The following is an 18,937-nucleotide window of genomic DNA, read 5'->3' on the forward strand; positions in this document are numbered from 1 at the left end:
TCGAAGAGCCTTGAGGAGGAGAAGATTTTACATCAGGAAAATCTTCGAGTTCCGAGAGGTTCGAAGAACCTTGAGGAGGAGAAGATTTTACATCAGGAAAATCTTCGAGTTCCGAGAGGTTCGAAGAACCTTGAGGAGGAGAAGATTTTACATCAGGAAAATCTTCGAGTTCCGAGAGGTTCGAAGAGCCTTGAGGAGGAGAAGATTTTACATCAGGAAAATCTTCGAGTTCCGAGAGGTTCGAAGAGCCTTGAGGAGGAGAAGATTTTACATCAGGAAAATCTTCGAGTTCCGAGAGGTTCGAAGAGCCTGCGACTCTTCTCATCCTCAACCTTTTGATAAAGGTCTCGGATTCGTCAAACCCCTGGCAGATCCTTCTCGTTTCCTGCGTCCGGTTACCCACGAAAAGGAAAAACCACCCCTGACTTCTGATTGAGCCCCGAACCCACAATAACATCATTACCTCCCGATGCCCATTGTTATAGGATTTTGATGCGCACGCCCATTGCACAGGTCACCCCCGCGTCCGGTTCCGCCGAGATCGCCGGCTGGGTCCACGAGGTCAGGGACCTCGGCGGACTCGCCTTCATGCTCATCCGCGACCGGACCGGCATCATCCAGGTGACCATCCCGAAGAAGAAAGTATCCGAACAGGTCCTTGCCGCGGTCAAGGCAGTCTCCCGGGAATCGGTTGTCCGGGTCAGCGGCCCGGTCAAGGCCATCGACAAGGCGCCCGGCGGCCGTGAGCTTGTCCCGGAATCGATCGAGATCATCAGCCTTGCCGAAACCCCCCTCCCGCTCGATGTCTCCGAGAAGGTCCCGGCCGAGCTCGACACCCGGCTCGATGCCCGGTTCCTTGACGTGCGGAGGCCCCGTGTTGCCGCCGTCTTCGAGATCCGGAGCGCTGCGTGTTACGCGATCAACCAGTTCCTCCACGACGCCGGCTTCACCGCCATAACCACGCCCAAGATTGTGGCGGCGGCAACAGAAGGAGGCACCGAGCTCTTCCCGATTGCCTACTTTGACAAGGAGGCCTTTCTCAACCAGAGCCCGCAGCTCTACAAGCAGATGATGATGGCAGCCGGTTGCGAGAAGGTGTACGAGATTGGCCCGATCTTCCGTGCCGAGGAGCATGCAACGACAAAGCACCTCAACGAGGCTACCTCGATCGATATCGAGGTCTCGTTTGCCGACCATCTCGAGGTCATGCGCATCCTTGAGAACCTCATCATCCACACGTACGGCTACGTTGAAAAGACGTGCAGCGCGCAGATCGCCAACATCGGCGTCGAGGACTTTGCTGTCCCGAAGGCCGGTTTCCCCCGGCTCCCCTACGCAGAAGCCATCGAGATTGCAAAGAAGGGAATCGAGGAGCCGATCAAGTACGGCGACGACATCAGCCCGGCAGCCGAGCGGGCGATCGGTGCCGAGATGGGCGGCCATTACTTCATCGTAGACTGGCCCTCCGAGATCCGGCCCTATTATGCCATGCAGCACGAGAACGACCCCTCGATCTGTAAGGCGTTCGACATGATGCACCCGAGAATGGAGCTCTCGAGCGGCGCCCAGCGTGAGCACCGGTATGACCGGCTCGTACAGCAGATCAAACAGAAGGGTCTCAATCCCGGGAGCTTCGAGTTCTACCTCAAGCCGTTCCGGTACGGCATGCCCCCCCATGCAGGATGGGGTCTTGGAGCCGACCGGCTGGTCATGACCATGCTCGGGCTCTCTAACGTGCGCGAAGCGGTCCTCTTCCCCCGGGATATGCACCGGCTGGTCCCGTAATCCTGACCACGAACTTTTTTTCCTTCCGGGTCAATCGATCTGTACAATCGGGGCCGTTTCTCATGTCCAAGGCATATTTCATCAACAAAGTGCTCGCAACAACGGTTGTTGGCAGTTATCCCGTGGTTAAAGCCGGCGGCCTCAAAAGCCTCTTCGATCCGCTGGGCGGTGCCGTCGAGACGGCCGTCTCCGACCAGATCGGGGCCGGCATCGACATCATCTCTGACGGCCAGATCCGGGGCGACATGATCGGGGCATTTGCCGGTAAGCTTCCGGGCATCAAAGGGCAGGAGGTTGTCGGGAAAATCCAGCCTGCTGCCTCCGCGATCACCGCAGCGGACACGAAATACGCGATCTCGAAATTCCCGAAAGTGAAAGGGATCGTCACCGGCCCGTCAACGCTCGCCCACGGCCTCCATATCAGCACCCCGATGTACCGGAACAAAGAGGAGCTGGCACTCGACCTTGCCGCTGCGCTTGTTGTCGAGGCCCGGAGCCTCGAGGCAGCCGGGGCCGCGGTGCTCCAGATCGATGAGCCGATCCTCTCGACCGGTGTCGCCGACCTTGCTACCGGAAAGCAGGCCGTGGAGATGATCGCATCGTCCGTGCGGATCCCGGTCTGCATGCATGTCTGCGGAAATATCGCCAATGTTATCGACGAGATCCTGAAATACAATGTGGGTGTCTTTGACTTCGAGTTCTCGAAAAACCAGGCCAACCTCGACATCATCTCGCGCCGGGACCTGACCGGCAAGATGCTCGGGTACGGCTGCGTGGACTCGACAACCGATACGGTCGAGACCGTGCCGGAGATCCGGAAACGGATCGAGAAGGCCGTGGAATATTTCGACCCGAAGATCCTCCTCATCGATCCCGACTGTGGCATGCGGATGCGGAGCCGCGAGGCTGCGTACTGGAAGCTCAAGAACATGTGCGAAGCTGCAAAGGAAGTGCGGCTGGCGCTCTGATCCACGGGGACCAGATCCCCGGTTGCGTTTTCTTTTTTTCGCGAATCCTTTAACCAGAGCCGGGAAAAACTATCTGGTATGCTTTCCCGATCCTGGTCAATCCCCATCACCGTCCTGCTGGTACTCCTTCTCTCTGCCGGCTGCATCCACCCTTCCGGAACCAACGGTGTGCCCCCGACTCCCCCCACCGTCGTTACCCCGCTCCCCCTGACACAGGCTCCCGGCACGTCCTGCCTTACGACACCGGGGCCTTTACAGACACTTCCCGCGTATGAAGACGTCAGTGTCACGATCGACCGGAACACGATCACCGATGACCCGACCATAACGGCTCGTTTCGACGGCGGTAAAGGCCTTGGCATGGTCCAGCGGATGACCGTGACCGTGATCCGCTCCGATTGCGTCACGGAACAGGAATTCCGGAATGCGCCAAAGATGGGAGACAGCATCACGCTCATGGGCACGACTGGAAACGACCGGGTCATTGTCGTACTCGTGATGACCTCGGGTGACCAGTATACGGTCATCGACGCCATCTACCCGTTTCCGGTCAGGATGTGATAATCGCCTGTTCCCGTAAGGGAGAAAAATGATGCCGGGGAAGCCTCGTGGATCACACCACGCGTGACGTGGTCGAGGCCTCGATTCCCTTTTCCGTGATGATGAAGGGCAGGAGCCGCTGGGGGGCTGCCGCGTCCCGGATCTTCTGGACTGCAAGTGTCCGCTCGATCTCCGCCTGCTGGACGCTGTTCCGGAACTCGATGACCACATCGGCTGCACGCATCAGCCGGGTCATCTCCATGGGCGAGTGGATGCCGGTAAAAACAATGAACATAAGGTTCGCCCCGCGTTTCTTCATATCCTCGCGGGCGAGCCGGAGGAATTTTAACGCCCCGTCAATACCGTACTTCAGGATTATGGCCGAGAGCGAGTCAACCACGATCCGGCCTCCCGCCATCTGCGGCAGGTACATCTCGGGATGGAGCTCGGCTGCATCGATCATGCCGATGTCAACATCGCCATCGTTCATGAAGTACGTACCTTCCTCCCCACCCTCGGCTTTCCAGAACTGGAGGGCAGCAAGGTCGAGCCCGGCAACCGGCGTGCCGTAGATCATGATCAGGGCCCCTTCAGGGAAGCCGCCATCAAGGAGCAGGTTCAGGCCGACAATCCCGGTTGTCCGCTTCTTCGACCTCCCGGTAATGGCAATATCCTGGATCCGGCTTCTCGTGTCAGTCGGGGCTGCCATCGGGGGTTGCACCGGACAGTATTATTGAATCGCTGCTTAAAAGGTTTGTGGGCTCCCGGGGCGATTTGTCGCAGAATATCACGCCAAATCGGATTATAAGCCCGATCCGCCGAACTTTTGCCGGAGGTCCCTTCTCAGGAGTTTCCACCCGTGGACCCGCGGGAGCGATTCAACGATCAGCAGTTTCCGCGGGACCTTGTACCCAGCAAGGTGTTCACGGCAAAAGACATCGAACTCTGCCTGGCCCAGGCTCATCCCGGGCCGGAGAACAACTGCTGCAACCGCAAACTCGCCTTTCCGTTCGTCCGGTACACCGAAGACTGCGACATCCGCAACGGCCGGGTGACGAACGATCACGTTCTCTACTTCGGTCGGGTAGATCTTCCAGCCCGACATGATGATCATATCCTTTTTCCGGTCGGTGATGCAGAGGATCCCGTCCGCGTCCAGGTTTCCGATGTCGCCGGTAAGGAACCAGCCGTCCGGCCGGAACACGTCCCGCGTGGCGTCGGGCAGGTTCCAGTACCCCTTCGCAACGGCAGGCCCGCGGAGGGCGATCTCCCCGCTCTCGCCAAACGACAGCTCCTTCTCCGGATCGCCCGTATCCACGATCTTGATCTCCGTGTACCCGACCGCGACGCCAACGCTCGTGTAGTTCTTGGTCAGGTGGGGGTACTCCGGCAGCGTGGTTGTCCCGGAGCCGATGACGATCGTTTCGGAGAGGCCGTAGGAGTTCGCGACCGGGATATGGTAGCGCTTGTCGAACGCTTCCCAGACCGCGGGGAGGAGCCCCCCTCCCCCTGAGATCATCACGCGGGCATGGCGGAGCCGCTCCTCGGTCCCCTCCGCTGCATGAACGAGCGAATGGATGACCGGGGGCATGCCGGCAAGGATGGTCACCTCATACAGTGATGCAAGAGAGAGATATCGCTCGAGATCGAACCGCTCCATCATCACATAGGTGCCACCGGCACGTATCACCGAAAGACCCCACGAGAGCCCGACGTGTCCCATGGGATAGATGCCAAGGTAGGTATCAACCGGGCGGAGCCGGAGCGCGTCCCGTTCCGTATCGAGCGCGGTCATCCAGTTGCCGTGCGTGAGCATTGCACCTTTCGGCCTTCCGGTTGTCCCGGCCGTGTACTGGATATGGCAGATATCCTCCGTCGAGCAGTTCTCGGCCCGCATGTTCTCGGGAGCGGGAGGGAACGACTCATAAGCAACCGTGCCATCGCAGGCTCCCCCGATACAGATGACATGGATAAGACCGGGTGCGTTCTTCCGTATCCCGGCAATGACCGGGGCATCCTGCCGGTCCGTGATGACCGCGACTGCACCAGCGTCATTCAGGACATGCAGGAGCTCTTCCCCGCGATACACAATATTCGTGGGAACCGCAACAGCGCCGATCCTCCAGATCGCAAAATAACTGACCAGGTACTCGGGGGAGCTGTCAAGGTAGATGCAGACCCGGTCGCCTTTCCTGAGCCCAAGCGAGCGAAGACCTGCGCCAATCCGGTTCATCTCCTCCTTAAGCATCTTGTAGCTGTACGTCTCGTTCCGCGACGGGCAGATGAGTGCAGCCTTGGCTTCGGGAACGCTCTTTGCATCCAGGAGAGTGGTAACATTGGACATACAATAACGTCCGCTTTTACAAAATTGGGCGCTGATGTATATAGTTGTTCATTATCTGTTCCCCGGTTTCCCGTGAAAGCAGCAGAGCGGGCAGCGATGCCAAACTATTTCTTCTCTCTGGCCCGATGTATCTGCCGGACAATCATGGCGGAAGAGACAAAACAGCCCCAGAAGACAGAATCCCGCCCGGATGCCCCGCAGCAGCAGCCAGAAGGATCACGGCAGGCGAATCCTCAGGCGCAACAGAAGCAGGGCCAGCAACAGTCCGGCCAGCGGCGGCGGGATGACCGCAGGGACCGCTCCCCGTCACAGGGCCGTCACCCGGGGGGGCAGCGCCATCATTTCCGGAGGGATCATCCCCCGCGGCCGCAGCAGGCTCCCGCTGAAACGGGAGAGAAGACAGAGGATGCCGATGCAGGTGAGGACGAACGGGGACACGACCGCTCCTCGCAGCCGCGCCGGCACCACCGGGGCGGGCGGCCCCCGAGAAAGATCATCGAAGAATGGGCCAATGATATCTACTGCGAATAAAGTTCCCGTGGCCTCAATCTCCCATAACTCATTTTTCTTTTTCAGCCAATCAGCCTTGGTATATCGGTACTTTTGACAATACGGACGCCAATGTTCTCCATGTCGCGCAGGTTGGCCCGGTGGATCTCTTCTGTCGCCGCACCCACCGCATCGTCGACTATTATGGCCGGGTAATTGTAGGCGATTGCATCGAAGACCGTTGTCCGGATGCAGTTGGGCGTCTGAATTCCGGTGATAATGACAGTTGTGATGCCCAGCGTGCGGAGCATCAGGTCAAGTTCCGTGCCGATGAATGCGCTCATCCGCGTCTTTGTAAGAATGTACTCTCCTGCACGAGGAGCCAGTTCATCGATCACGGCAGCACCGTGCGTTCCGGCAACGGCAAAGGGGTGTTTCCGGAATTTCTCCTGTCGGATGATCTCCACATCGGATCCATCCGGGCGGTGAACGCGGAGGATGTGAAAGACGGGAAGCTTCCTTTTCCGGAATTCTGCAAGAACTGCCTGGATCCTGGGGATAACGGATGCCGCCCCTGCCACCCGGTACGGGCTGTCCTCACAAACGAAATCATTCTGCATGTCAATGATCAACAGTGCCGGTCTTTCCATTTCTTGTTCCCCGTTAGACTATTGATATCCGGCAGATAATAATCCTGCACTGAATCCGGTGCCCTCCATGGATCCCCTCTTCCAGTATGCCTGCCTCGCTGTAACAGGAATTATCGCCGGAACGGAGTCGGGGCTTTTTGGTGTCGGGGGAGGATCCTTAATGACACCAGTCCAGTTCTGGCTCTATTCCGCCGGCGGCATGGATACCACGCTTGCAACACGGATCGCCTTTGGCACCTCGCTTGCCGTGATCATCCCCACCATGATCAGTGGCGCGCTCGCCCACCAGAAACACGGGGTGGTGGACTGGCGGGCGGCCGTGCCAATGGGCTGTGCCGCGGTCTTCGGGGGCCTTCTTGGGGGAACGCTTGCAGCTCACCTGCCGGGCCTTCTGCTCCGGGTTTTCTTTGCCATCTTCCTTCTGATCATGGCAGTCCGGATGGTCTGGCATATCCGCGACTGCACGGTCTGCGAGCCCCATGGGACCACCGGCCAGTATCTCCTGATCGGGTTTTTCATCGGCATCCTCTCGGGACTGACGGGACTTGGGGGAGGGGCCCTTCTGGTACCGATCCTTGTCATCATGCTCAGGTACCCGATTCACCGGGCGGTAGGGACCTCCTCGGCCTGCCTCATCTTCTCTTCCGCAGGGGCCATGATTGCGTACATGGTCAACGGGATCGGTGTGAGCGGACTGCCGCCGTACTCGATCGGGTACGTTGACCTTATCGCGTTCGCAGTCCTTGCCGCAACAACCATCCCGTTCGCCCGGGTCGGTGTCCGGTTTGCGCACGCGTGTTCCGGCAGGAACCTGCAGATCCTCTTTGCCGGGCTGCTTGTCCTGATCGGTGTGGCGATGCTCGTGAGCGGGTAATTATTCAGGATGTTCCGATAATTTTTCTGCCGGAAATCCCCCGGCCACCCGATCGCTCGATCCGGCCGCCAAAACACCCCCCCATAGCCCGATCGCAGGCGACTTTCGCGATCTGTTAGGGTTCTATTAGCGCATTTTCGACCTACCGTTGTAAAATCACCAAAATCGGAGGCGAAAATAAACGTTTCCTGACGTTTATGACTGGTAATCCGGTCGAATACGTCAATTTCATGGTTCCTGAAAAATACCGGCTGGATCAAGAGGGGTCAAAATGGCCCCCGATCGGAAAAATACGCCTGATTTGAGAATGGGCTATTCGGGGTGCGGAGGGATTCCCATGAGGATTATTCTCCGACGGAGATTACACTTCCGGCAGGGGTGGGATCTCCTCAGTCGAGGGGAGCCTTCGGATCCTTGACTGTCTAATATTTTTGAAAAGAGAATTGGGAAATATTGAAAATGAAAAAATTACTGGTATTCCGGCGGCTGGACCTGCTTGGGGAGCCCGCCCTTGAAGTGCTGCTGGATCTTGTCGTAGTATTGCCGGAGGTTCTCGTTCATCGTCGGGTGCACTTTCTTCTGGGCCTCATCGAAATATTTCCTTGCCACGGTGACGACTCCTTCCCGGAGGGCGAGCATCCCGGCTTCACGGCAGAGCGACTCAAGGTCCGAACCCACGAACCCTTCCGTTGCACCGGCAAGGTCTGCGGCCAGCTTGTCGCGGGCAGGATCAGAAAGGACCAGCTGCTTTTCGGACAGCATCTCCAGGATGCGCCTCCGTCTCAGGCCGGCAGGAAGCCCCGCTCCCTCTTTGGTAACCGGGGTGGTTGCTGCCTTAAAATCTGCAACAGAGATGTCTTTTTCTTTCCCGAGCTTCTCGATGATTTCACCGAGTGCGTCCTCGTTGAATCCGGCGGTCATCTGCACGACCTCATCGAGTGATGAGCCTTCGATGGGCATGAACCGCGTGTGGATCCGGATGATCTTCTTCCGGTCCTCTATGCCGGGTTCACCGATGTAGACAAGGCGGTCGAACCGGCCTGCGCGAAGGAGGGCGGGATCAACGATGTCCGGGCGGTTGGTTGCGCCCATGACAACGACATCTTTCAGCTCTTCCATCCCGTCCATCTCGGTCAGGATCTGGTTGAGGACATTGTCGCTTACATGCGAGTCGCTGCTCGTGCCACGGGCCGGGGCAAGGGCATCGATCTCGTCAAAGAAGATGATGGAGGGGGAGACCTGCCGGGCCTTCTTGAAGACCTCGCGGACAGCCCGTTCGCTCTCACCCACCCACTTGGAGAGGAGCTGGGGGCCGCGGACCGGGATGAAGTTTGCACCGCTCTCGCTTGCAACAGCCTTCGCGATCAGGGTCTTACCCGTGCCGGGCGGACCGTACAGGAGGATTCCCCGCGGGGGTTCGATGCCAAGATCCTCGAACTTCTGGTGGTCGGTGAGCGGGAGCTCGATGGCTTCCCTCACCTCGGTCTTTGCAGAATCGAGGCCCCCAACGTTCTGCCAGCCCACGTGCGAAACCTCGAGCATCACTTCACGCATAGCGCTCGGGCCCACGTCACGCTGGGCGCTCCGGAAGTCGTTTGCCAGAACCTTGAGCTTGTCGAGCACCTCCTCGGGGATCTCCTCTGCGTCAAGGTCGAGCTCAGGCAGGTAGCGCCGGAGGGCTCGGATTGCCGCCTCGCGGGCAAGGGCTGCAAGGTCCGCCCCGACAAACCCATGGGTCTGCTGGGCGAGGACGTCAAGGCTGACATCCTCTGCAAGGGGCATGCCCCGGGTATGAATTTTCATGATCTCGATCCGGTCGGGCTCACCCGGCACGCCGATCTCGATCTCGCGGTCAAACCGGCCGGGCCTCCTGAGCGCTGCATCGATGGCATCGACACGGTTCGTTGCGCCGATGACAACGACCTGCCCGCGCTCTTCAAGGCCGTCCATCATGGTGAGGAGCTGGGCCACGACCCGGCGCTCGACTTCTCCTGTCACTTCCTCGCGCCGGGGAGCGATGGAGTCGAGTTCATCGATGAAGATGATGGAGGGCGCGTTCTCGCGGGCTTCCTCGAAGACCTCGCGGAGCCGCTGCTCGCTTTCCCCGTAATATTTCGAGATGACCTCCGGGCCGGCAATCGAGATGAAGTGCGCACCGCTCTCGCTTGCAACGGCCTTAGCGATCAGGGTCTTGCCCGTGCCGGGCGGGCCGTACAGGAGAACCCCTTTGGGCGGCTCGATCCCGAGCTTCTGGAAGAGTTCCGGGTGCCGGAGCGGGAGCTCGATGGTCTCCCGGAGCCGCTGGAGCTCGTCCTTGAGCCCCCCGATATCTTCGTACGAGAAGCGCTTGACACCCTCGAACCCTGCCGCGGGTTTGTCCGAGAACTCGATCGAGGTATTCTTGGTGATGATCACCGCTTCCTCGGGCTCGATCTCAACGACCTTGAAGCCAACGATCTGCGGCTGGATGAAGGGCAGGCCGAGCATCACCGGGACGGTGTCGTTCTTCACCACCGGAAAGTCGATAAGGCCGTTGACAACGTGCGGGTTGTTTGCGATCGGGATCTTCTTCGGGAGGTCCTCCGGGGGTGCAAGCACCACCCGCTTTGCTTCGATTTCGTCGGCGATCTTCGCTACCCTTACCGTGTCGTTGATGCTGGCACCGGCATTGAGGCGGGTGAAGTTGTCGATCCGGACCTTCTTCTGGTTCCAGTCCTCGACAAGCGACCGCCAGACCTTGGCAACAGTCTTCCGTTTTCCCTCGATCGCGACCAGGTCACCGGGCGAGATCTTGAGTGCGAGCATTGTCTCGGGATCCAGCCGGGCCTTTCCGCCGCCCTGGTCGCCGGGGTACGCGGAATCCACCCTCAATTGCACTTCTGGCATTACCTTAAAGGTCATATACGCAGGGATTTATAAGTACTGATAATGAGGGTCCTCATACTCGACCCCTTCCACGGGGCAGCAGGCGACATGATCACCGCTGCCCTGCTGGACTGCGGGGCTGACCGGGATATCGTCGTGCGGGCGATGAAGGCCGTGGTAGCGGAACCGAAGATCTCCCGCGTGACCCGGGCCGGGATCCAGGCACTCCGGATCGAGACGAAAGCCCTGCCGGTCCACCGGACGCTGGATGAAGTCCTGGAGCGGCTCGATGCTGCCGCTCCCCATGTCCCGGCGCCGGCGATGGCGATGGCCCGAAGGGTTTTCGAGCGGCTCAATGCCGCAGAGGAAGAGGTCCATGGCGGTCACGTGCATTTCCACGATGTCGGGGCCGACGATGCAATCGCGGACATTGTCGGGGCCTGCACGGCTCTCCACACTCTTGGTGTCGACCGGGTCCATATCCTGCCGATCACGCTCGGCCACGGGACCGGTACCGGCTCCCACGGCACCTTCCCCATCCCTGCGCCGGCAACTGCTGCAATCCTCCGGCACGCAAACCTCTCCACAATTTCAGGGATCCATGCAGCGGAACTCTGCACCCCGACCGGCGGTGCACTCCTGGCAGAGTTCCACGCAGCAGCAGGTGCTCCCGGTGAATTACCGGCCTACACTATCAAAGCCCTCGGTTACGGGGCCGGTACAAAGGATCCGGCCCATGCGCCAAATGTGCTGCGGGCGATGATTGTCGAGACAACGGGCACAGCCACCGGTCTCCCTGAGGATACGGTCGACATCCTCGAGACGAACGTCGACGACGTGAGCGGGGAGGTGATCGCCCACGCGATCGCCCGGTTCATGGACGCAGGCGCGAGGGACGCAAGCGCCACCCCGATCGTGATGAAGAAAGGCAGGCCGGGGTACCTGATACGGGTGATCTGCCTGCCGGAGTCAAGCGTAGTGATCGCCGAACTGATGGCAAGAGAACTCGGAACACTGGGCATCCGCTGTATTCCCTCGGTCCACCGTTTCATCGCGGAGCGGACGATTGAAGAGATCGATGTGGAGATTTCGGGACAGAGAAAGAAGCTCCCGGTAAAACTCGGGTGGATGCATGGCTCGGTCTATACGCTCAAGGCGGAGTTTGAGCCGGCCCGGGAGTTTGCGAAAGAGATCGGGATACCGGTCCGCGATGTGCTCCGGATTGTTGAGGAACAGGCCCGGCAGCAGATGCGGAACTAGCGCCCCCTCAGGCCTGGTGAAAGATCCCAGTTTTCCGGCTGGTGAATACGATCATGACGCTCCCACTGCAAACAAGACGGCTTACTCTCATTCCGGCAACCCGGGAGATCCTTTCTGCTGAACTGGACGCCCGGGACAGGCTCTCCCGTCTTCTCGGGGCAACGGTACCTGCAACATGGCCGCCGCCGCTCATGGACGAGGGCGTTATCCGCGAGTTCCTCCGGATGCAGGATGATCCGGCGGGACCGCTCTGTGCCACATGGTACTGGGTGCTTGACGATTCGGGAACCGGGACGAGAACTCTCATTGGCAACGGCGGCATCCTTCGGGCTGAAGGGGCACCGGATACCGCTGTTCTCGGGTACTCGGTACTGGAGGAGTTCTGGAACCGGGGCTATGCGACCGAGGCGGTCGGCGCCCTTCTCCCATTCATCTTCTCGCTCCCGGGCATAACGCGGATCATCGCCACAACGTATCCCGATCTTCCCGCATCCATCCGGGTGCTGGAGAAGACCGGGTTCGTGAAGACGGATGAGGTCCCTGCGGGCGCCGGGGCCGAAGAGGGGACGCTCTGCTACCTGCGGGAAAAACAGGGCCCCGTTTCCGACCGGAAATAGCCCGGTATTCAGGCTTTATAGGATACCAGCCCCAATGTGGAAGAGATAACAGACCCATGAAGACCGAGAAACGATCCACCGGGAACGCGGCACTCGACGCCCTCATTGGGGGGGGCCTCGAACTGAGGACGATCACGCAGTTCTACGGTGAGCCGGCAAGCGGCAAGAGTACCCTCTGCCTTGTCGCCGCCGTTGCGTGCCTCCGGGCCGGCCATGCGGTTGCCTGGATCGACTCGGAGGGGTTCTCGACCGAGCGTTTCCGGCAGATCGCGGGGGAGGATACCGAGAAGATTGCGGAGCGGTTCTTCCTCTTCGAACCGGTCGATTTCGAGCACCAGGGATCGATGATCTTCGAGGTGGAGAAGATCCTGAAAGCGCACAAGCCGGGCCTTCTTGTGATCGACTCTGCCACGGCGTTGTACCGCACCGACCTTGAGAAGGGGCGCGATGCCATGCAGGCGCTCACCCGTCAGATGATCCACCTCCTCGGCTATGCCAAGCGGTACGAGATCCCGGTCATCATCACCAACCAGGTGTACATGGATACCGTCAAGAACACCTTTTACGGCCTTGGAGGCACGGCGCTCGAACACATCTCGAAGGTGATCGTGCGGCTGGAGAAGACCGATACTCCCGGGATCCGGAGAGCCCGCCTGGTCAAACACCGGTCCCGGCCGGAAGGAGCTTCTCTCGAGTACGAGATCACGGGCGATGGCATCAGCTCTCGGTAGACTCTCTCTTCTTTTCATTCGTCTCCTCTCCCGTTTCATCTCACGGACTTTCAAAAGGCAGGCAAGATTGGAACAATTATATCGTGAGACAGAGAATAGTTCCCACGCACATGGCATTGCGGAGGGAGATAACAGCCCGGCTCACTGACCTTCTGCGGAAGAATCCGCAGGGGCTCAGTATCACGGAGATCGTTAAGCAGATTAACATCAACCGGAATACTGCCGGCCGGTACCTCGACAATCTCCTCATCTCCGGTCAGGTCGAGATGCGCCATTTCGGTATGGCCAAGATCTACCGTCTTTCCGAGCGAATGCCGGTCTCATCGGTCCTCTCCCTCTCCTCCGAGTTCGTGATGCAAATCGACAACAGCCTCCGCGTCGTATTCCTCAACAAACCCTTTGCCCTGCTCATCGGCGCCGATGAGAAGGAGTTCACGGGAAAGAACATCGAATTCACGAAGATCCCATCATTCTTCGATGATACGTATCCCGAACTTCTCGCCGCTATCCGGGAGGGAATTTCCGGGACTGAGTTCCGGGGCGAACTGGATCTCCCCGCATGCGGATGCTCGTTCTCGTACCGTGTTGTGCCGATTGTCTTTGCCAACGGGCAGAAAGGCGCCTCCCTCATCTTCGAGGATATCACGGATCGAAAACAAGGCGAGGCCCTCTTAAGAGAGAGCGAGGAGAAGTTCCGGACTCTCTTCAACAATGCAAGCGATATGATCATGCTTCATAGTCTTATTGGGGATATGGTCGACGGTCACTACATCGAGGTAAATGAGGTTGCCTGCCAAAAACTGCACTACTCCCGGGAGGAACTCCTGGCAATGGCGCCACGGGATCTCGTTGCCGAGGATTCCCTGGCATCAGTATCCGGGTTGGGAAGAGAGCTCCTGGATGAGGGGCACGTCACATTCGAGATGATCCTCCTGACGAAGGACCGCAAGAGGATTCCGGTTGAGATCAATGTCCACCTCTTCGTTTTCAAGGATCAGCCGGTGGGTCTTGCAATAATCCGTGACATCACCCTGCGCAAGAAGGCAGAGCACCAGCTCCAGCTCATGAAGACCTCCATCGACAGCGCCTACGACGAGATCTTCTGGATGGATATGGCGGGTAACTTCCTGTACGTCAACGATGCAGCCTGCCGGGTGACCGGGTATTCCCGTGAGGAACTGATGGCAATGACGGTATTTGACCTCGACCCGGACTTTTCACCGGCCCGGTGGCAGGAGTCGATTGCGGACCTGCGGAAGAACAAAAAACAGTTCTTCCAGACACGGCACCGGAGAAAGGATGGCGTTATCATTGATGTGGAGATCGGTTCGGTCTATGTCACACGCGAAAAAGAGGAGATCTCGTTCTGCTTTGTCAGGGATATCACGGAACGCAACCGGATCGAGGGTGCCTTAAAGGAGAGCGAGGCCCGGTACCGCTCCCTTGCAGAGGCGTCCCGTGACATGATCTTCGTTGTTGACCGGGATGACCGGGTGCTCTACATCAACCAGCGGGCAGCGGATTTCCTCCATACGTCCCTGGGTGAGATAACCGGGAGGCCAAGGAGCGCGTTCTTTTCTCCTGAGGTCTCGGAAGGCCAGCTCAGGGGACTCCATCGGGTCTTCTCTACCGGTGAGCCCGTCAGGAGTGAAGGCCCCATGACCCTGTATAATGGGGAAGTCCTGTGGTTTGACCATGCGCTGATGCCCATTTCAGACGCAACGGGCAACGTCACATCAGTGCTCGGTGTATCGCGTGACATCACGAAGCGCATTGCTGCTGAGCAGGAGCAGCGGATGAACGAGGAAAAGAGCCGTTTCATCGCTGAGCACAGCGTTGACATCATCCACCGGCTGGATCCGGACTGCGTCCTGCTGTACACGTCTCCTTCCGTCACGACACTCCTTGGGTATGAACCAGAGGAGGTGCTGGGGAAGTCTGTTCTTGGTATGATCCATCCTGATGACCTTCCGGGTGTGATACAGGACCTCCACGGGATCCACGAGAGCGGAAAACAGACCACAACATCGGCATTCCGGTTCCGGCATAAAAACGGGCAGTACATCCTCTTCGAAACAACGACCCGCATCATCCGTGACCAGCACGGGAAGGTGATGGAGTTCCTGAATATCTCCCGAGACATCTCGGGCAGGGCGGGAAAGAATCCGTAGCATGAAGGTGCCGGTCCGGGGGTTGATCCCGTTGTCCCACTTTCACCCCACGCACCCCGTACTTGTTAATCCTTCCAAGAAGACGGGAAGTGATGACAAGATGCGGGGGAAAACTGGCCCGGCTGACCTCGCAAAGCCAGTATGACATCTGTGTTCCGGGGGAATGCCTGCAACCGCTCTCAACGGAAAGCTGCATCACGCGTAACCCGCACGCTGCCGGGTGCAACCGCATGCTCAAGGTGCTCCTCCACGGCAGCTGCTCGTATGACTGCGCCTACTGTTCGGTACGCCTCGACCGTTCAAACTACGCGTTTGCCCCCCGTGAACTGGCAGACATCGTCCACGAACAGTACCGGAACAACCTTGCCATGGGGCTTTTTTTGAGTTCCGGGGTGCCGCACGACACCGATGATGTCATGGGCGACCTCATCGAGACGGCACGGATCCTCAGGGGCAAGGGATACCCGGGATACCTGCACCTGAAGGTCCTGCCCGGTGCATCCCGCGATGACATCCGTGAGGCTGCACGGCTTGCGGACTGCATCAGTCTCAATGTCGAAACTACCGGGGAGAGCCGGCTCCGGTTCCTGTCGGGCATCAAGGACTATGCAAACGACATCATGAAGCGGATCGGCTGGATTGCCGAGGCTGCTCCGGGGCGTTTCATGACACAGCTCGTCATCGGTGCTGCCGGGGAGACCGACCGGGAGATCTTCGATTGCGTTACCGCGCTCTACGGCAAGATGCGGCCCTCGCGGATCTATTATTCCGGCTTCCGGTCACTGCCAAAGACCCGGCTCTCTTCCCGCGAGAGCACTCCTGCGTGGCGCCCGCGGCGCTGGTACCAGGTCGACAGCCTCATCCGGGAGTACCGCTTCACAAGAGAGGAACTCCTGCCTGTCCTGGATGAACACGGGATCCTTCCCAACGACGATCCCAAAGCGCTCCTTGCCCGCGGCAGCGATCCGGTTGACCCGAACTCGGCATCCTTTGCGGATCTCATCCGGGTCCCGGGTATCGGTCCAGCCACCGCACGCGCCATCATCGCAGCACGGGAGGACCGGTGGATCCGTAATCCCGGCGACATGAACATGGATACAGCCTGCCTGAGACGGGCCATGCCCTACCTGGCCTTTCCGCAGGCCCCCCGGCAGGCAACCCTTGCCCTGTTCAGCTGAGGAACAATCAACGAGAAAAAAATTAGTAATCGATCCTTCCGGTATAAACCGTTGCAGCCGATCCTTCCATCTTTGCACCGCCATCTCTGAGGTAAATGGTCAGCGGACCGCCCTTTGTCTCGACATTCACAACATCGCCGGCAAAGCCCAGTTTATGGACAATGGCAGCCGAAGCCATTGCACCACTCCCGCATGACAGGGTCTCGTCCTCTACGCCCTGCTCGAATGTGCGGATCCGGATGCTGTCCGGGCTGATCCTCTCGACAAAATTGACGCTCGCCCCTTCGGAGAATGTTTCGTGGTGGCTGATCTTCGGGGCGACGAATGCAAGATCCACGGCGTCAACTGCATCCACGATGATGACCGCATGCGGGGCACCCGTGTTCACGGCATGGACTTCAAAACCCTCGATCGTCTCTTCATAGTCACCGGAGCCGGTGGCAGGGATCTCCTTTCGGTCGAACTTCGGGGGGGCCATCGTGATGGTCGCCGTGAAGATGTCCTCGCTGTATCCCATCGAAACCCCGAGCGCCCCGGATATTGTCTCGATGGTGCAGGTCTCTTTCACGTTCCCGGCATCGTACGCGTACCTGGCAAGACACCGGATACCATCGCCCCACATCCCTTTTTCATTCCCATCCGGCCGGAAAAGACGCATGCGGAGGTCACTCTTCTCCGACTTCAAAAGAAAGAGTACCCCTTCCGCCCCGATGCCGAAACGCCGGTCGCAGTAGATTGCCGCGAACTGCCCCTTCATGTCGTCAGGGATAACTACGTGTTCCCGCTCATCGATGACAATGAAGTCATTGCCGTTTTCATACAGTTTACTGAAATGGATTTCCATACCATATCCCGCCTCACGAGCTCTTCCGTACACTTCAGGAGAGATGTGCCATTCCATAAAAGCATCGGTTGGAGAAGGAGAAACGAGGGCAAAAAGAGAGAAAGATCGTGAGGGATCCCGCAGGTTCAGCCTGCACGATGCCTCACTGTTTCCTGTTGCCGGCTTTGGAAGGGGAAGAGACGGTCTTCTTCGCAAGCCCCGCAAAGTCCGATCCTTCGAAATCCAGTGTGGCGAAATAATCGCTCGCGGTCTCTGCCCTCCGGATGAGTTTGAACCTGCCGCCTTTCTGCATCAGGAACTCAGCCGACCGGAGTTTCCCGTTGTAGTTGAATCCCATCGCAGAGCCGTGCGCTCCGGTCTCATGGATAACCATGAGGTCGCCGGGGCTGATCTCGGGAAGGACTCTCTGGACGGCGAACTTGTCGTTGTTCTCGCACAGGCTGCCGGTCACATCGTACACGTGGTCCAGGGGACGGTCCTCCTTTCCGAGCACCGTTATGTGGTGATAGGCGCCGTAGAACGCGGGGCGCATCAGGTTTGCCATGCACGCGTCCAGCCCGACATAATCGCGGTGCTTTTTTGCAACATGGCGAACGCGGGAGACAAGGTAGCCGTACGGCCCGGTCACCGCCCTTCCGCTCTCCATGACGATGCGTATCGGGGAAAGACCGTTTTTGACAATGATCTCGTTGTAGTGCTCATGCACCCTGCGGGCATAGTCCTCGATGTCCACCTGGTGATCGACCGGGGAATAGGGGATGCCGATACCCCCGCCAAGGTTGATGAACTCCACTTTGATTTTGGTCTTCTCGTGGATCTCGACAGCAAGCTCAAAGAGCAGCCGGGCTGCATCGGCAAGGATCTTCTCGTCCCGCTGGTTGGAGACGATCATGGCGTGCAGGCCGAACCGGGTGGCACCTTTCTGCTGTGCAAGCTGGTACGCTTTCAGGATCTGGTCGTGGGTAAGCCCGTATTTCGCCTCGCTGGGGTTCCCGATGATCGGGTTACCGTGGCTGTAATCGTCCCCCGGGTTGTAGCGGAAGCAGATCAGATCCGGGATACCTGCGATCTTCTCGAGGAAGTCCAGGTGGGTGATATCGTCGAGGTTGATGATCGCCCCGAGCTTTTTTGCCTGGACAAACTCCTCTGCGGGCGTATCATTGGAGGTGAACATAATCTCCTCCCCTTTGATCCCGACAGCATCGGAGAGCAGGAGCTCGGGGAGCGAGCTGCAGTCCGCTCCCATGCCCTCCTCGTGCAGGAGACGGAGGATGTACGGGTTGGGGAGGGCCTTGACCGCGAAGTAGTTCTTGAAGCCGCCCTCTTTCCCATCTGTTGTAGGTACCCACGAGAATGCTTTGTACAGCCGGCGCGATCCGGCACGGATCGCCTCCTCATCGTAGACATGGAACGGCGTGGGGTATTCCTTCTCCAGCTCCTCAATGTGGGAGAGGGAGAATGGAACGGTTTTTTGTATGGGTTTTGATCCCTGCATGCATAGAAATGGTCTCTCAAGAAACTTATCCTTTGAGATGATCGGGGGGGTGGGGGAAAACCAATGACAAGCGGAATCGCCTGTCTGAGAAGTGCCTGAAACCGTCGATACGGTCCGGTATCCGTG

At 58.8% G+C, this 18,937-nt stretch carries 17 protein-coding genes; 10 read left to right on the plus strand and 7 right to left on the minus strand.

Annotated elements, in window-relative coordinates; genetic code table 11:
* Positions 1-325 (minus strand): hypothetical protein (locus tag PHF39_RS03975; RefSeq protein ID WP_300220410.1); only part of this gene is annotated, 325 nt, incomplete at its 3' end.
* 167 nt (positions 326-492) lie between these two features.
* Between PHF39_RS03975 and aspS the strand changes: the two genes are divergently transcribed.
* From aspS to PHF39_RS03990, 3 genes are all read left to right on the plus strand, one after another.
* On the plus strand, positions 493-1,785 hold the full coding sequence (gene aspS, locus PHF39_RS03980) for an aspartate--tRNA(Asn) ligase (protein WP_300220412.1): 1,293 nt from the start codon (positions 493-495) through the stop codon (positions 1,783-1,785).
* Between the two features lie 62 nt (positions 1,786-1,847).
* Positions 1,848-2,753, plus strand: a complete 906-nt coding sequence (locus PHF39_RS03985) for a methionine synthase (protein WP_300220414.1) — start codon at positions 1,848-1,850, stop codon at positions 2,751-2,753.
* A gap of 78 nt (positions 2,754-2,831) precedes the next feature.
* Positions 2,832-3,314 carry a hypothetical protein gene (locus PHF39_RS03990; protein WP_300220416.1) on the plus strand — a complete coding sequence of 161 codons (483 nt, stop codon included), beginning with the start codon at positions 2,832-2,834 and terminating at the stop codon, positions 3,312-3,314.
* A 52-nt stretch (positions 3,315-3,366) separates the two neighbouring features.
* On the opposite strand, the gene PHF39_RS03995 is transcribed toward PHF39_RS03990, so the two are convergent.
* On the minus strand, positions 3,367-4,002 hold the full coding sequence (locus PHF39_RS03995; RefSeq protein ID WP_300220418.1) for an ATPase domain-containing protein: 636 nt from the start codon (positions 4,000-4,002) through the stop codon (positions 3,367-3,369).
* Between the two features lie 93 nt (positions 4,003-4,095).
* On the minus strand, positions 4,096-5,637 hold the full coding sequence (locus PHF39_RS04000) for a class I adenylate-forming enzyme family protein (RefSeq protein WP_300220420.1): 1,542 nt from the start codon (positions 5,635-5,637) through the stop codon (positions 4,096-4,098).
* 144 nt (positions 5,638-5,781) lie between these two features.
* On the opposite strand from PHF39_RS04000, the gene PHF39_RS04005 reads away from it, so the two are divergent.
* On the plus strand, positions 5,782-6,168 hold the full coding sequence (locus PHF39_RS04005) for a hypothetical protein (protein WP_300220422.1): 387 nt from the start codon (positions 5,782-5,784) through the stop codon (positions 6,166-6,168).
* A gap of 41 nt (positions 6,169-6,209) precedes the next feature.
* Here PHF39_RS04005 and PHF39_RS04010 read toward each other — a convergent pair whose 3' ends face one another.
* A complete protein-coding gene (locus PHF39_RS04010) occupies positions 6,210-6,776 on the minus strand; it encodes an isochorismatase family cysteine hydrolase (RefSeq protein ID WP_300220424.1) in 567 nt (188 codons plus the stop codon).
* A 67-nt stretch (positions 6,777-6,843) separates the two neighbouring features.
* On the opposite strand from PHF39_RS04010, the gene PHF39_RS04015 reads away from it, so the two are divergent.
* Complete coding sequence (locus PHF39_RS04015; protein ID WP_300220426.1) at positions 6,844-7,650, plus strand: sulfite exporter TauE/SafE family protein; 807 nt, start codon at positions 6,844-6,846, stop codon at positions 7,648-7,650.
* A 468-nt stretch (positions 7,651-8,118) separates the two neighbouring features.
* Here the strand turns inward: PHF39_RS04015 and PHF39_RS04020 are convergent, their stop codons facing one another.
* Positions 8,119-10,536 carry a CDC48 family AAA ATPase gene (locus PHF39_RS04020; RefSeq protein ID WP_300220429.1) on the minus strand — a complete coding sequence of 806 codons (2,418 nt, stop codon included), beginning with the start codon at positions 10,534-10,536 and terminating at the stop codon, positions 8,119-8,121.
* Positions 10,537-10,578: 42 nt separating this feature from the next.
* Between PHF39_RS04020 and larC the strand changes: the two genes are divergently transcribed.
* The 5 genes from larC (at position 10,579) to PHF39_RS04045 (ending at position 16,472) form a co-directional block, all read left to right on the plus strand.
* Entirely contained in the window at positions 10,579-11,775 is a 1,197-nt protein-coding gene (larC, locus tag PHF39_RS04025; RefSeq protein ID WP_300220432.1) for a nickel pincer cofactor biosynthesis protein LarC, read from the plus strand.
* 53 nt (positions 11,776-11,828) lie between these two features.
* Positions 11,829-12,392: a GNAT family N-acetyltransferase gene (locus PHF39_RS04030; RefSeq protein WP_300220435.1), complete on the plus strand. Its 564-nt coding sequence runs from the start codon at positions 11,829-11,831 to the stop codon at positions 12,390-12,392.
* 56 nt (positions 12,393-12,448) lie between these two features.
* Complete coding sequence (radB, locus tag PHF39_RS04035) at positions 12,449-13,123, plus strand: DNA repair and recombination protein RadB (protein WP_300220438.1); 675 nt, start codon at positions 12,449-12,451, stop codon at positions 13,121-13,123.
* Between the two features lie 110 nt (positions 13,124-13,233).
* Positions 13,234-15,294 carry a PAS domain S-box protein gene (locus tag PHF39_RS04040; protein ID WP_300220441.1) on the plus strand — a complete coding sequence of 687 codons (2,061 nt, stop codon included), beginning with the start codon at positions 13,234-13,236 and terminating at the stop codon, positions 15,292-15,294.
* 92 nt (positions 15,295-15,386) lie between these two features.
* The gene (locus PHF39_RS04045) at positions 15,387-16,472 is read left to right on the plus strand and encodes a helix-hairpin-helix domain-containing protein (RefSeq protein WP_300220444.1); all 1,086 of its coding nucleotides are present in this window, start codon (positions 15,387-15,389) and stop codon (positions 16,470-16,472) included.
* A 22-nt stretch (positions 16,473-16,494) separates the two neighbouring features.
* Here PHF39_RS04045 and dapF read toward each other — a convergent pair whose 3' ends face one another.
* Entirely contained in the window at positions 16,495-17,316 is an 822-nt protein-coding gene (gene dapF, locus PHF39_RS04050; RefSeq protein WP_300220447.1) for a diaminopimelate epimerase, read from the minus strand.
* 142 nt (positions 17,317-17,458) lie between these two features.
* Positions 17,459-18,811, minus strand: a complete 1,353-nt coding sequence (locus PHF39_RS04055) for a diaminopimelate decarboxylase (RefSeq protein ID WP_300220450.1) — start codon at positions 18,809-18,811, stop codon at positions 17,459-17,461.
* Positions 18,812-18,937 lie beyond the last annotated feature (126 nt).

This window comes from Methanoregula sp. (assembly GCF_028712425.1).
GTDB lineage: Archaea > Halobacteriota > Methanomicrobia > Methanomicrobiales > Methanospirillaceae > Methanoregula.

Coding starts and splice junctions, on each gene's coding strand:
- PHF39_RS03990 (WP_300220416.1), top strand. CDS start 2,832: ATGCTTTCCCGATCCTGGTCAATCCCCATCACCGTCCTGCTGGTACTC.
- radB (WP_300220438.1), top strand. CDS start 12,449: ATGAAGACCGAGAAACGATCCACCGGGAACGCGGCACTCGACGCCCTC.
- PHF39_RS04015 (WP_300220426.1), top strand. CDS start 6,844: ATGGATCCCCTCTTCCAGTATGCCTGCCTCGCTGTAACAGGAATTATC.
- dapF (WP_300220447.1), bottom strand. CDS start 17,316: ATGGAAATCCATTTCAGTAAACTGTATGAAAACGGCAATGACTTCATT.
- PHF39_RS04045 (WP_300220444.1), top strand. CDS start 15,387: ATGACAAGATGCGGGGGAAAACTGGCCCGGCTGACCTCGCAAAGCCAG.
- PHF39_RS04005 (WP_300220422.1), top strand. CDS start 5,782: ATGGCGGAAGAGACAAAACAGCCCCAGAAGACAGAATCCCGCCCGGAT.
- PHF39_RS04000 (WP_300220420.1), bottom strand. CDS start 5,637: ATGTCCAATGTTACCACTCTCCTGGATGCAAAGAGCGTTCCCGAAGCC.
- larC (WP_300220432.1), top strand. CDS start 10,579: ATGAGGGTCCTCATACTCGACCCCTTCCACGGGGCAGCAGGCGACATG.
- PHF39_RS04040 (WP_300220441.1), top strand. CDS start 13,234: ATGGCATTGCGGAGGGAGATAACAGCCCGGCTCACTGACCTTCTGCGG.
- PHF39_RS03985 (WP_300220414.1), top strand. CDS start 1,848: ATGTCCAAGGCATATTTCATCAACAAAGTGCTCGCAACAACGGTTGTT.
- PHF39_RS04030 (WP_300220435.1), top strand. CDS start 11,829: ATGACGCTCCCACTGCAAACAAGACGGCTTACTCTCATTCCGGCAACC.
- PHF39_RS04020 (WP_300220429.1), bottom strand. CDS start 10,536: ATGCCAGAAGTGCAATTGAGGGTGGATTCCGCGTACCCCGGCGACCAG.
- aspS (WP_300220412.1), top strand. CDS start 493: ATGCGCACGCCCATTGCACAGGTCACCCCCGCGTCCGGTTCCGCCGAG.
- PHF39_RS04055 (WP_300220450.1), bottom strand. CDS start 18,811: ATGCAGGGATCAAAACCCATACAAAAAACCGTTCCATTCTCCCTCTCC.
- PHF39_RS04010 (WP_300220424.1), bottom strand. CDS start 6,776: ATGGAAAGACCGGCACTGTTGATCATTGACATGCAGAATGATTTCGTT.
- PHF39_RS03995 (WP_300220418.1), bottom strand. CDS start 4,002: ATGGCAGCCCCGACTGACACGAGAAGCCGGATCCAGGATATTGCCATT.